General features: G+C 73.3%; 13 protein-coding genes. 7 read left to right on the top strand and 6 right to left on the bottom strand.

The features are described from left to right. Nucleotides 1-26 precede the first annotated feature (26 nt). The gene (locus A6A06_RS31055; protein ID WP_242441027.1) at nt 27-476 is read right to left on the bottom strand and encodes a recombinase family protein; all 450 of its coding nucleotides are present in this window, start codon (nt 474-476) and stop codon (nt 27-29) included. Nucleotides 477-539: 63 nt separating this feature from the next. Here A6A06_RS31055 and A6A06_RS31050 point away from each other — a divergent pair, with 63 nt between their 5' ends. Further along, nucleotides 540-1,007 (top strand): hypothetical protein, encoded by a 468-nt coding sequence (locus tag A6A06_RS31050; protein ID WP_073765630.1) that lies wholly within the window; start codon nt 540-542, stop codon nt 1,005-1,007. Between the two features lie 25 nt (nt 1,008-1,032). Continuing rightward, nucleotides 1,033-2,367: a hypothetical protein gene (locus A6A06_RS31045; RefSeq protein ID WP_199931278.1), complete on the top strand. Its 1,335-nt coding sequence runs from the start codon at nt 1,033-1,035 to the stop codon at nt 2,365-2,367. A gap of 249 nt (nt 2,368-2,616) precedes the next feature. On the opposite strand, the gene A6A06_RS31040 is transcribed toward A6A06_RS31045, so the two are convergent. Then, complete coding sequence (locus A6A06_RS31040; RefSeq protein WP_073765628.1) at nt 2,617-3,405, bottom strand: cobalt-precorrin-6A reductase; 789 nt, start codon at nt 3,403-3,405, stop codon at nt 2,617-2,619. 17 nt (nt 3,406-3,422) lie between these two features. Between A6A06_RS31040 and A6A06_RS31035 the strand changes: the two genes are divergently transcribed. Next, the gene (locus A6A06_RS31035) at nt 3,423-4,595 is read left to right on the top strand and encodes a cobalt-precorrin-5B (C(1))-methyltransferase (protein WP_073766035.1); all 1,173 of its coding nucleotides are present in this window, start codon (nt 3,423-3,425) and stop codon (nt 4,593-4,595) included. 80 nt (nt 4,596-4,675) lie between these two features. Here the strand turns inward: A6A06_RS31035 and A6A06_RS31030 are convergent, their stop codons facing one another. From A6A06_RS31030 to cbiE, 3 genes are read right to left on the bottom strand one after another with little or no spacing between them, the layout of a single operon-like run. Further along, nucleotides 4,676-5,251 (bottom strand): cysteine hydrolase family protein, encoded by a 576-nt coding sequence (locus A6A06_RS31030; RefSeq protein WP_073765626.1) that lies wholly within the window; start codon nt 5,249-5,251, stop codon nt 4,676-4,678. Between the two features lie 40 nt (nt 5,252-5,291). Next, entirely contained in the window at nt 5,292-6,089 is a 798-nt protein-coding gene (cobM, locus tag A6A06_RS31025) for a precorrin-4 C(11)-methyltransferase (RefSeq protein ID WP_073765624.1), read from the bottom strand. Continuing rightward, the gene (cbiE, locus tag A6A06_RS31020) at nt 6,086-7,534 is read right to left on the bottom strand and encodes a precorrin-6y C5,15-methyltransferase (decarboxylating) subunit CbiE (RefSeq protein WP_073765622.1); all 1,449 of its coding nucleotides are present in this window, start codon (nt 7,532-7,534) and stop codon (nt 6,086-6,088) included. The genes cobM and cbiE overlap by 4 nt, the downstream gene beginning before the upstream one ends. A gap of 294 nt (nt 7,535-7,828) precedes the next feature. On the opposite strand from cbiE, the gene A6A06_RS31015 reads away from it, so the two are divergent. Both A6A06_RS31015 and A6A06_RS31010 read left to right on the top strand, forming a co-directional pair. Then, complete coding sequence (locus A6A06_RS31015) at nt 7,829-8,062, top strand: hypothetical protein (RefSeq protein ID WP_073765620.1); 234 nt, start codon at nt 7,829-7,831, stop codon at nt 8,060-8,062. A 191-nt stretch (nt 8,063-8,253) separates the two neighbouring features. After that, complete coding sequence (locus A6A06_RS31010) at nt 8,254-9,372, top strand: cation diffusion facilitator family transporter (RefSeq protein WP_073765618.1); 1,119 nt, start codon at nt 8,254-8,256, stop codon at nt 9,370-9,372. Between the two features lie 77 nt (nt 9,373-9,449). On the opposite strand, the gene A6A06_RS31005 is transcribed toward A6A06_RS31010, so the two are convergent. Then, nucleotides 9,450-10,391: an NADP-dependent oxidoreductase gene (locus A6A06_RS31005; protein WP_073765616.1), complete on the bottom strand. Its 942-nt coding sequence runs from the start codon at nt 10,389-10,391 to the stop codon at nt 9,450-9,452. Nucleotides 10,392-10,669: 278 nt separating this feature from the next. On the opposite strand from A6A06_RS31005, the gene ligD reads away from it, so the two are divergent. Both ligD and A6A06_RS30995 read left to right on the top strand, forming a co-directional pair. Then, entirely contained in the window at nt 10,670-11,605 is a 936-nt protein-coding gene (ligD, locus tag A6A06_RS31000) for a non-homologous end-joining DNA ligase (protein WP_073765614.1), read from the top strand. Nucleotides 11,606-11,741: 136 nt separating this feature from the next. Further along, nucleotides 11,742-12,899, top strand: a complete 1,158-nt coding sequence (locus A6A06_RS30995) for an ABC transporter ATP-binding protein (RefSeq protein WP_073765612.1) — start codon at nt 11,742-11,744, stop codon at nt 12,897-12,899. Nucleotides 12,900-12,917: the final 18 nt, after the last annotated feature.

Here is a 12,917-nt window from a genome sequence, read left to right as displayed (position 1 = left end):
CCGCTCCTTCCACGTGTTGTGCGGCCCTACCAACAGCCGACGCCGGACAGCACGGCTCGGCGGCGTTCGTCCGACTCGTCGAAAGTCGTCGCGGTGCAACCGCCCGCCTGCGCCACCCGCTGCTGCTGGCGCAGGCACACGTCGCCGTCTTGCGCCAGCCGCCCCCAGTTGTGCACCAGGCAGATCACTTTCCGCCGCCCTGCCTGCGTCCGCATCGCGTCGAGAAGCTCACCGAATTGCGGCCTCTGGATGTCGATGGCGTGGTCACCGAAGTCGACCCACGTACCGGCCACTTCCCAGCCCCACCGGGCGGCATAGTTCTGGCAGCCGATGAGCCGGAGGTCGAGGAGGCTGTGCGACCTGGTCGCGCTGCGGTCGTAGATGAATGCGAGTGCTGAGACCGGCCGTGCCGCGCCGATCCGGATGTTCTCGTTGCAGGCGGGCGTACCACCCGACGACGATGCTTTCGTGTCCATGCACGGATTCCAGCTCCGCTCCCCCGAAAGCGGCAGACGACAAACTGTGACACGGAGTTGACCATGCCTGGCAGCATCACCATCACCGGTACACGTTCCACCGAACACCACCCGGACCAGTGGTACGGGACAGCTTTCTGCACCTACCTCGCCCCATTCGCCATCCCCCGCGCGCACTTCTTCATCGGCGGCGCGAAAGGCATCGATTCCCTCGCTCTGCTGTGGCTGGCGGCCCACGCCCGTTCCGCCATCACCGTGGTCGTGCCGGTGACCGTCACACAGCAACCGGAAGAGGCACGACATGCCATTGAGCTGTGCCGAAGCCGTATCACCGAAGTCGTGGAACTACGGGCGCCCGAACTCCACTCCACCACGTACCACGCACGTAATCGTTGGATGGTGGACCGAAGCGACCTGACCATCGGATTCCCACTCGAAGGGCCGCACGAAACCGGCCGCAATACGGGCACCTGGCAAACTCTCGACTATACGGCATCGCAAGGCAAACCCCGTCTCATCGTGCCGATTTGACTGCCCGCACGGGCATCATGTGGCCATGAATGCGCGTGACACCGCCGTCGGCGCCCGCACGCTCAAGCGCCTGCGGAAATCCCGTGGCTGGTCCCTGGCCGCCCTGTCCCGAGCCCTCTCCGACACCGCCACGAAGCTGGGCGTCCCACTCGCCGCCCGCACCGCCGGTGTACAACGCAGCGTCGCCCGCTGGGAGAACACCGCCGCACCGGTCCGTCCCAGCCACCACTACCAACTCCTGCTGGCCCACCTCTACGCACGTAGCTCCGGTGGCATCCCGCAGCTCGGCCCCGGAAGCGATCTCACCGAACTTCTCGCCGCTCTGGCCCACCATGGAGAGAGCGAACACCAACTGGCCGAGCTGCGCACCATGGTCACCCGCACCGTGACCGCCGGCGACGAAAGTCTGCTCGCCCTCCTCGGCCCGGACACTCCGGCAACGATCACCGCGGCTCTCACAGACCCCGGCCGCGCCGACACCGGCCTGCTCGACGACCTCCACGCCGCACTCGACCACGCCAACCGCCACGTGGGCTCGCTCCCCTTCGTACGCATCCAACTGCTCCTCTCCCCCGTCGTGCAGACCTGCCAACGCCTCCTCGCCCGCACGTTCCCGCCCCCGCTGCTCCCCGGGCTGCACACCATCGCGACCCGGACCTTCACCCTCGCCGGCCGCATCGCCTTCGAGACACACGACGACGCCGCGTCACGTGCTCTGTACACCTCGGCGACCGAAGCCGCCGATCCGCTTCCCTCTTGGCATCGCGCGGTCGTCCACATGAGCCACGCCCTCGTCACGCTCTACTCCACGCCCGGCACCGACGCCGCCCGCTTGCTCGTAGAGGCCGCCATTCGCGACGCGCGCACGGGGGACAGCCCGGTCGTACGCGGCCGTGCTCACGCCCTGCACTCCGAGATCGCCGCTCGTTCCGGCAATCGGCGCCAGGCGCTGACCGCACTCTCCCTCGCCCGGTACGACGTGGGCGGAGGCCCCGAAGACACCCCGTCGAACCCGGAGTTCTCCTCCGTCCACCTCCGAGGCTTCGAGGGCCTCTGCGATCTCCATACCGGGGACGCCGCAGCCGCCGACGCCCACTTCGCCGCTGCGGCAGCGGCCCTCACCAATCCCCGCGACCGCCTACAGCGCGCGATCATCACCACCGACCAGGCACTCGCCCGCATCCGCTCGGGCGACCCCGCCGCAGGCACCGCACTCCTGCACACCTGCGCCGACGAGGTGTCGGCCACCGGCGGCCGGGTCCCCGCCCTCCGCCTCCGCAGAGCCCGCCACGCGCTCCGCCCCTGGCACGGCGAACGCTTCGTGGCGGAGCTGGACGATCGCCTCCTCGGCATGCGCTAGAGCTGCGCGCTCGCCCCTCATCTCTCACATTCAGCAGATGCCCTGCACGTCGGAGGCTCACCCATGACCACAGACCTCGCCGCCTGGCAGGCCGCCCTCCAGTCCGTCCCAAGGGAGACCTTCCGGGCTCGGGCCGGAGTTCCCGGACGATGTTGTGTGCGCTGTGCTCTCGGGAACGGGAACGGGAACGGGGGCGGGGACAGGAACCGGCGAGGGGCGCGGCTGTGTGAAGCACCGCGCGCTACCCGGTCACAGTGCCAGCAGCCAGTCGACCGCCTGATCCGGAGTCTCCACGACCGCTACGCCGGCCGGTACGGGCGGCCTCTGTACGACGACCACCGGCACCCCCGCCTCCCGCGCCGCCGCCAGCTTCGGGGCCGTGGCCGCGGCGCCGCTGTCCTTCGTCACCAGGACGTCGATGCGGTGGTCGTGGAGGAGGGCGCATTCGCCTTCGAGGGTGAACGGGCCCCGGTCGAGGAGGGTCCGCATGCGCGGCGGATACGGCGGCTCCGGGGCGTCCACCGAACGGACGAGGAACCAGAGACCGGTGAGGTGGGCGAAGGTGGCGAGGCCCAAGCGGCCGGTGGTGAGGAAGACGCGGCGGCCGAGGGCGGGGAGGGCGGCCGCGGCTTCGGGGAGGGACGCGACCGGGTGCCAGGTGTCGTCCGGGCCGGGGACCCAGCCGGGCCTGCGGAGCGCGAGCAGGGGAACATGGGCGGTGGCGGCCGCCTGCGCCGCGTTGAAACTGATCGTGCCGGCGAAGGGATGGGTGGCGTCGATGAGCGCGTCCACCGCGTGCTCGCGCAGCCAGTGTGCGAGGCCGTCCGGGCCTCCGAACCCGCCGATGCGGACCTCTCCCGCCGGGAGCCGGGGCGCCGCCACCCGGCCGGCGAGGGACGTGGTGACCCGCAGGCCGGGAAGCCGGTCCGCCAGGCCGGGAAGCCGGTCCGCCAGCCCGGCGGCCAGCCGTCGGGCCTCGGTCGTACCGCCGAGGATCAGGACGTGCGGGCGGCGTACGGGTCCGGCGGGCGCGGTCATGACGGGTGGTCTTCTCCATGGGTGAGGCGGGTTCGGAGAGGAACGGTACGGGAGGCGCCGTCGGCGGGCGTACGGCGCAGCTCGCGCACACCGGGCTGCGGCACGGCTGGACGACCGGCGCCTGCGCGACCGCGGCGACCACGGCCGCGTACACGGCACTGCTGACCGGGGATTTCCCGGACCCGGTGACGATCACCCTGCCGAAGGGGCAGACGCCCGCTTTCGCGCTGGCGGCCGAGGAACTGCCCGAGGACCGCGCCACGGCCATGGCGGCCGTCGTCAAGGACGCGGGGGACGACCCCGACGTGACGCACGGGGCGCTGGTCCGGGCGACGGTGCGCAGGCTTCCGGCGGGCAGCGGGGTGGTGTTCAAGGCGGGGCCCGGGGTCGGCACGGTCACCCGGCCCGGCCTGCCGCTGGACGTGGGCGAGCCGGCCGTCAATCCCGTACCGCGGCAGATGATGCGGGAGCACGTGGCGGAGGTCGCGGCGCGGTACGGGGGCGGCGGGGACGTCGAGATCGAGCTGTCGGTCGATCACGGCGAGGAGATCGCGCGGAGTACGTGGAATCCGCGGCTGGGAATCCTGGGCGGGCTGTCGATTCTCGGGACGACCGGGATCGTGGTGCCGTACTCGTGCTCGGCGTGGATCGACTCGATCCGGCGCGGCGTGGACGTGGCGCGCGCGGCCGGACGTACACACGTGGCCGGGTGCACCGGTTCGACCTCGGAGAAGGTCGTCGTCGCGGAGCACGGGCTGCCCGAGGACGCGCTGCTGGACATGGGCGACTTCGCGGGCGCGGTACTGAAGTACGTACGGCGGCACCCGGTGCCCCGGCTGACGGTCTGCGGCGGCTTCGCGAAGCTGTCCAAGCTGGCGGCGGGCCACCTGGACCTGCACTCGGCGCGGTCACAGGTGGACAAGGGGTTCCTCGCCGCGCTGGCCCGGCAGGGCGGCGCGGACGAGGCCCTGGCGGGCGAGGTCGCCGAAGCGAACACCGGGCTGGCCGCGCTCCAGCTGTGCGCGGCGCGCGGCGTACCGCTCGGCGATCTGGTCGCCGCGACGGCCCGCGACGAGGCCCTGGCGGTCCTGCGCGGCGCGCCCGTCGCGGTCGACGTGATCTGCATCGACCGGGCGGGGAACGTGGTGGGACGGGCCGGGCCACGCGGGCCGCGGGACGGGGAGCGGTGAGCCCACCGGACAGCCCAGAGGGACGGGGGCCGGTGAGCCCGCCGGTCAACCCCGCGGGACGGGTCCGGTGAACGCGCAGGTCAGCCCCGCGGCTCGGCGAAGGTGACATCCTTCGCGTACGCGACGATCTCCACCTCGTCGCCGAGGGCCCACTCGGCGACCCGTGACGCCATCGCCGCCGGGACGCCCTCCGTCTCGCCGGGCGCGGGCGGCACGTCGTACGTGCCGTGCGCGTCGTGCGGCAGGACGACGCGGTACTCGCGCTCCAGGGCGGTGCGGGAGGTCGCCAGTACGCACATCTCGGACATCACGCCGCAGACGACGAGGGACCGTACGCCGGACCCGGCCAGCAGCTCGCCCAGCTGCGTCCCGTCGAAGCCGTCGTCGACCGTCTTGCGGATCACGGCCTCGCGGGGGCCGGGGACGACGGGCAGGTGCAGCTCCCAGCCCTTGGTGCCCGGCTCGTCGGGCGTGCCGGGCGCACCGTCGTTCTGGAGGTGGACGATCAGGGCGCCGACGGCCCGCGCCCTGTCGATCAGGTCCTCGACACGTTCCTGGACGGCCGCCGCGTGCGGTGCCGCCTCCTCGCCCTCGAAGAAGGCCGACTGGACATCGACGACGATCAGGGCTTCGACGGGCTGCGGAGTGGCGTCCATACGGGCGATCCTGCTGCTCCCGCCACTCCCGATCAACCAATTATCCGGCCTGATCGCCGAGGAGGCGCCCCGCGTCCGCCGCGCACCCCGGCTCCCCGTCCCGCTCCCGCTCGGTCGAGTACAGATGGCTGTCGCGGAACTGCGAGGCGCCCAGCGTGCGGCCGACCATGATGACCGCCGTACGGACCACGCCCGCCGCCTTCACCTGGTCCGCGATGTCGGCGAGCGTGCCGCGCAGCACCAGTTCGTCGGGGCGGGAGGCCATCGCGACGACCGCGGCGGGGCAGTCGGCGCCGTAGTGCGGCAGGAGTTCGCCGACGACGCGGTCCACGTAGCGGGCCGCGAGGTGCAGGACCAGGAGCGCGCGGCTGCGGCCCAGCGTCGCCAGGTCCTCGCCGTCGGGCATCGGGGTGGCCTGCTGGGCGACGCGGGTGAGGATGACGGTCTGGCCGACGGTGGGGACGGTCAGTTCGCGCTTGAGGGCCGCCGCCGCGGCGGCGAACGCGGGGACGCCGGGTACCACCTCGTACGGCACGCCCGCCGCGTCCAGGCGGCGCATCTGCTCGGCCACGGCGCTGAAGACGGACGGGTCGCCGGAGTGCAGCCGGGCCACGTCCTGGCCGGCCTCGTGGGCGCGGACCAGTTCGGCGGTGATCTGGTCGAGGTCCATGTTCGCGGTGTCGATCAGGCGGGCACCGGGCGGGCACTCGTCGAGGAGTTCGCGCGGCACCAGGCTGCCCGCGTACAGGCACACCTCGCAGCGGGCCAGCGTACGGGCGCCGCGCAGGGTGATCAGGTCGGCGGCGCCCGGTCCGGCGCCGATGAAGTGGACGGTCACTGTGCGTCTCCAGGGGCAGAGGGGGCGTCGGGGGTGGGGGATGCCGGAGAGGCCGTAGAGGCCGTAGAGGCGGCCGCCCGGGGCTTCGTCGCCGACCACTGCGTCACCGGCATGGCCTGCCGCCAGCCGGTGAAGCCGCCCACCGGTACGGCGTGCGCGACCGCGAGCCGGACGAGGTCGCCGCCGTGGCGCCGGTACCAGTCGGCGAGCAGCGCCTCCGACTCCAGGGTGACGGTGTTGGCGACCAGCCGGCCGCCGGGGGGCAGCGCCGCCCAGCACGCCTCCAGGAGGCCGGGCGCGGTCAGTCCGCCGCCGATGAAGACGGCGTGCGGGACAGGGAGCCCCGCCAGCGCTTCGGGCGCGGGGCCGGTGACCACGCGCAGTGCCGGTACGCCGAGCGCGTCCGCGTTGCGGGTGATGCGTCCGGCCCGTACGGCGTCCCGCTCGACGGCGACGGCGCGGCACGTGCGGTGCGTACGCATCCACTCGATGCCGATGGAGCCGGAACCGCCGCCGATGTCCCACAGCAGTTCGCCGGGTGCGGGGGCCAGGGCGGCGAGGGTGGCGGCGCGCACATGACGCTTGGTCAGCTGGCCGTCGTGCTCGTACGCGGCGTCGGGCAGACCGGGAGCGGCCGAGAGCCGGAGGGCTTCGGGGTCGCGGGCACAGTCCAGAGCGACGACGTTGAGCGGGTCGATGGCGTTGAGCGGGGCGGCGGAGTCGAGCGGATCGGTGAAGTCGAGCGGGGGGCCGGTGGCATCGAGCGGGCCGGTGCCGTCCGCGGCGGGCGGGGCGGTGCCGTGGGCGGCGGGCGGGGACGGCCAGTCCGCGGCCGTGCTCTCCGCCTGCCGTTCGCGCGGGCCGCCGAGCTGTTCCAGTACGCGCATCCGGGTCGGCCCGAACCCGCGCTCGCGCAGCAGCCCGGCGACCTGGGCGGGGGTCGCGGCGCCCGCGGAGAGGACGAGGAGACGGCGGCCGTCGTGCAGGGCCGCCGCCAGGCCCGCGAGGGGGCGGCCGACGAGGGTGACGACTTCGGTGTCCTCGACGGGCCAGCCGAGACGGGCGCACGCGTACGAGACGGAGGACGGGTGCGGCAGCACGCGGGGCGGCGCGGCACCCGCCTCGCCGAGCACCTCGGCCAGCGTCCGCCCGATGCCGTAGAACATCGGGTCGCCGCTGGCCAGCACGCACACCTCGCGCCCGGCGTGCGCGGCGAGCAGCCCCGGTACGGCGGGCCGCAGCGGCGACGGCCACGCGACCCGCTCGCCCGCGCACTCGGCGGGCAGCAGGGCGAGCTGCCGCACGCCGCCCACGAGCGTCCCGGCGCCGCGCAGCGCCTCCTGGGAGGCGGCCGGCAGCCCGTCCCAGCCGTCGGCGCCGATACCGACGACCGTGACGCGGGCGGGAGTGCGCGGCGGGGGCGCTGCGGGCGGGGCGGGGCTCACTGCCGGTTACCTCATGGCTTCGGGTCGGTGGTCGTGCGGAGCGGCACGACGGGTCCGGGGGACGCGAAAAGTCAACCGGGAGGAGACACCCGGCCGGCGCGTTTCAAGAGTAAGAGGCGGGCCCCGGCGGCCTCACCGGCGGGCTCGCGCGGCCGGATGCGCCGGTATCGGCACAAGCCCTACCGATTTCGTTTCGCGGCCCCATAATTGGCTACTCCTAGTAATCGTGGTTTCACCGAACGATGCTCCTCGGTGGAAGCGCGACATGGGCACCGAGGGAAGGCGCTGCGAATCATGGACACAGTGGAACGCGCGACGGCGGACGGGCAGATCAGGGACGCGGAGGCGGCACGGGACGAGCTGCAGGCCGCGCTGGCCGGAGTGGGGATCACCTTGCCGTCGCTGGGGCTGGACGGCCCGTCACTGGCGGCCGACGCGCCACGGCCGCTGGTGGAACTGGGCCGCTGCGCCCCCGACGTGGCACGACGGCTGGCGGCCGCCCTGCGGCGTACCGGCCGCGATCGGTGACGACGCGGACGGCGGCCCGGGAGCGGACCGGGCCGCCACGCGGCTCTTCGGGCGCACCGCTCTGACCTGCATCGATGCGCCGTTCAGCGGTAATGACAACGGTCACCGCTGCAGCCTTTGGATCTAGCGGCGAAGTGCGGTTTGCTTCCTTGCGCACGTCCTTACGGACGCCCCAGGGAGGAGCGCGCCCCATGACCGAGCACGCCCGCACCGCCGACGACGCGACCACCGCGACCGACACCGCGACCACCACCGGACACCCGCCCAGCTCGCACGACCACAGCGACGGGCACGGGCACGGCCACAGCCACGGTTCCGGGCACGGGCACTCGCACTCCCACGCCCTCTCCCCCGACGCCGACCGCCGCTGGCTGCGCGCCGCGCTGACGCTGATCACCGCGTTCATGGCCGTGGAGGTGGTGATCGGATTCCTGGCGCGCTCCCTGGCGCTGATCTCCGACGCGGCCCACATGCTCACCGACGCCGCCTCGATCGTGCTGGCCCTGGTCGCGATGCGGCTGGCCGCGCGGCCAGCGCGCGGCGGCTACACGTACGGGCTCAAGCGCGCCGAGATCCTGTCCGCGCAGGCCAACGGCATCACGCTGCTCGTGCTGTCCCTCTGGCTCGGATACGAGGCCATCGCCCGCCTCGTGGCACCGCCCGAGGTGACCGGCGGCCTGGTCCTGGTCACCGCGCTCGTCGGGGTCGTCGTCAACATCGCGGCCGCCTGGTGCATTTCCCGGGCCAACCGCAGCAGCCTGAACGTCGAGGGCGCCTACCAGCACATCCTGACCGACCTGTTCGGTTTCATCGCCACCGCCGTGGCCGGTGCGGTCGTCCTGACCACCGGCTTCTCGCGGGCCGACGCCATCGCCTCGCTCGTCGTGGTCGTCCTGATGCTGCGGGCCGGGATCGGCCTGGTCCGCGAGTCCGGGCGGATCTTCATGGAGGCCGCGCCGAGCGGCGTGGACCCGGACGCGCTGGGGGACCACCTCGTCGAGGCGGACCAGGTGGTGGAGGTGCACGACCTGCACATCTGGGAGATCACGTCCGGCGAACCGGCCCTGTCCGCGCACATCCTGGTCGCTCCCGGCGGCGACTGCCACGCCGTACGCCGCAGCCTGCACGACCTGCTGAGCCTGAAGTACGGCATCACCCACGCCACCCTCCAGGTCGACCACGTGGGCGAGCAACCCCGGCCCGGCGAGGTGCTGCACATAGCGGCGGGGCCGGACGACGCGGCGCTCGTCCCCCCGCACTGTGAGGACGCGCACGGGCCGGTGCACCGGCCGGGCCCGCACGACCACTGAGGCGGGCGGCCCGGGGGGCGCGCGCGGCCGGAGGCGGGCGGCCCGGCGCGCGCGGCCCGCCCGGGGTGGGCGGGCGGTCAGAAGGTGATGACCGTCTTGCCCTGCGCGTGGCCCGTACGGCTGGTCTCCAGCGCCTCCGGGGCCGTCTCCAGGGTGGCCTCCTCACCGACGATCGCGGTCAGCCGCCCCGCGTCGAGCTGCCCGGCGAGGATCTCCAGCAGCTGCGGCGAAGGCCGGTTCTGGAAGTTGAAGCCGCGCAGGTTGTGCTCGGTCAGGACGTCCGCGTCGGCGGACCCGACGGTGGAGACGGCCGTACCGCCATCCCGTACGGTCCGGGTCATCTCGCCGAACGCGACCGGGCCGCTGACCAGGTCGAGCAGCACGTCCACGCCGTCCGGGTGAGCCGCCAGCACCTGGTCGGCCACCGGGCCCAGGGTGTGGTCCACCGTCTCGGTGGCCCCCAGGTCGCGCATCAGGTCCGTCAGGCCCGGCCGCGCGGTGACGATCACCTCCGCGCCCCGGCCGGCCGCGAGCTGGGTGGCGAAGGTGCCGACGCCGCCGGTCCCGCCGACGATCAGAATCCGCCGGCCCTCGCCGATCCGGGTCTCCTCCACCAGGTTGTACGCCGAGGTGCCGGCCGTGGGGACGGCGGCGGACACGGCGTACGTGACGTTGCGGGCCGCGCCGGCCAGCGCCTTCTCCTCCGCCACCGCGAGCTCGCCGTACGAGCCGCTGCCCCGCTCCGGCCGCTGGAACAGGCCGAACACCGAGTCGCCCACCGTGAAGCGGCGCACGCCGGTGCCGACGGCGACCACCTCCCCCGCGCCGTCCGATCCCAGGACGAGGGGGAAGGAGTGCTTCGCGGAGTCCTTGAGGAGGCCGTCGGCGATCTTCCAGTCGAGGGGGTTGACCCCGGCGGCGGACATCCTGACCAGGACCTCGCCGGGTCCGGGATCGGGCTCCGACAGCTCCATGAGCTGGGGCTGTTCGCCGAATGCGGTGACTGCTACGGCCTTCATCGTCGCGTTCCCTTCCGCCCGAACGGTCCACCCTCCCGACCGAGGGCAGGGCACGGGGTCGCCGTCAACGTGGCGCCTGTCGCGGCCCGCCTTCGGGTGAAACGACGTCAGGTGACGACAGCCCCCAGGATCGTAAGCACGCGAACCGGGAGGTATGCGGCAGGACGAGGGGCGGTGCCCCGGAAGCAACTCGTACGGCCCCCCGCCGAACCGGTACCGCCCGGCACCCGCACCGGGCCGCGTTTGCCCCGCGGCCCGGCCGGTTACCCGTCCTCGGTATGAGCGGCAGCAGCGGCGGCGCGGACGACGCACACACCATCAAGGCGGGGCGGCGCACGGTCCCGGTCAGCCGGCCCGGCAAGGTCCTCTTCCCGGACGACGGGATCACCAAAGCCGGTCTGGCCGAGCACTACAAGGCGGTCGCCCGGCGCGCCGTACCGCACCTGCGCGACCGGCCGCTGATGATGGAGCGCCATCCGGACGGCATCGGCGGCAAGCCCCTGATGCAGAAGAACGCGCCCGATCACTTCCCGGAATGGGTACGCCGTTCCGAGCAGTCCAAGGAGGGCGGCACCGTCACCCACGTCGTGTGCGACGACGCGGCGACCCTCGTCTACCTCGCGGACCAGGCCACCGTCACCGTCCACCGCTGGCTCTCCCGCGAGCACCGCCCCGACCACCCGGACCTGGTCGTCTTCGACCTCGACCCGTCCGAGGGCGCGGACTTCGAGGACGTCCGGTGGGCCGCCCACCGGGTCTGCGAGCTGTGGGACGAACTGAAACTGCCCGCGCGCCTGATGACCACCGGCTCGCGCGGCCTGCACGTCATCGCGCCGCTGGACGGCGGCTCCGGCTTCGACGCCGTACGCGACTTCGCGCACCTGGCCGCCGGACTGCTCGCCCGGCGCCACCCGGACCGGCTCACCACCGAACAGCGCAAGGCCGAACGCAAGGGCCGGATCTACCTGGACGTGCAGCGCAACGCGTACGCGCAGACCGCGGTCGCGCCGTATTCCGTACGGGCCAAGCCCGGCGCGCCGGTGGCGACGCCGATCTCCCGCGACGAGCTGGACGACCCCGGGCTGACGGCCCAGCGGTGGACGGTGGCCACCATCCCCGACCGTCTCGCCGAGGACGACCCGTGGTCCGGCCTGTCCTGGCGCGGCCGGTCGGTACGGGCGGCGCGGGAGCGGTTGGAGGAGCTGAAGGGGTGAGAGGGAGGAGAGAGGTAGGGGGATAGGGGGAGGGAGGAGGGGGGCTGGAGTGGGGCGGGCGCGCCTGCTTTTCCCGGTCCCCGCCCGTTTGCCCGCATAAGGCGACCGGTCCCGGGCCGCGGGCTTCAATGGACCAATGATCCGGTTCGAGTCCGTCACCAAGCGCTACCCCGACGGCACCACCGCCGTGGACGACCTGTCCTTCGAGGTCGGCGAGGGGGAACTGGTGACGCTGGTGGGGCCGTCCGGCTGCGGCAAGACGACCACCATGAAGATGGTCAACCGGCTCATCGACCCGACCGGCGGCCGCATCGTCGTCGAGGACCAGGACATCGCGACGGCCGACCCCGTACGCCTGCGACGCCGCATCGGCTACGTCATCCAGCAGACCGGGCTCTTCCCGCACCGCACCGTCCTCGACAACACCGCCACCGTTCCGCACCTGCTCGGCTGGCCGCGCAAGAAGGCCCGCGCCCGCGCCGCCGAACTCCTGGAGCTGGTGGGCCTGGACCCCGCCGTCCACGGGCCGCGCTACCCGGACCAGCTCTCCGGCGGCGAGCGGCAGCGCGTCGGCGTGGCCCGCGCGCTGGCCGCCGACCCGCCCGTGCTGCTGATGGACGAGCCGTTCGGCGCGGTCGACCCGGTCGTCCGGGAGCGGCTCCAGAAGGAGTTCCTGCGGCTCCAGGAGTCCCTGCACAAGACGGTGCTGCTGGTCACCCACGACATCGAGGAGGCGATCCGGCTGGGCGACCGGATCGCGGTCTACGGGCAGGGCCGGATCGAGCAGTACGACACCCCGGCGAACGTACTGGGCGCGCCGGCCTCCCCGTACGTCGCCGAGTTCGTCGGCAGCGACCGGGCGCTGAAGCAGCTCGCGGTCACCGGCATCGACCCCGGCGACCTGGAACACCCGCCCTTCGCCCGCCTCGGCGAACCGGCCGACCGGGCGGCGGACCGGCTGCGCGCGGAGGGCGCGCGCTGGGCCGTCGTCCTGGACGAGGAGGGCGGGCTGCACGGATGGGTGGGCACGGAGGAGGTGTCCGGCACGCAGGGAAACGTTTCGGCACATGCGCGCCGGATGGAGGCGTGGGTACCGGTGGACGGCTCGCTCAAGGACGCCTTCAGCGAGATGCTCCAGTACGACGCGGGCTGGATCGCCGTCGTGGACGGCACCCGTTTCCTCGGCGTCCTGACCCCGGCCAAGCTGCACGAGGCGCTGCGGCGCACGATCGGGTCGGGTGAGCAGGGGGTGCCGCGGGAGGAGGCCGAGGTGGATTCGGTGCCGACGGATTGACCGCCATCGCCCCCCACG

It is taken from the genome of Streptomyces sp. CB02923 (assembly GCF_001905005.1).
Lineage (GTDB): Bacteria > Actinomycetota > Actinomycetes > Streptomycetales > Streptomycetaceae > Streptomyces.
Note: the sequence above shows the minus strand (reverse complement) of the source record. Positions and strands in the feature narration are given on the sequence as shown.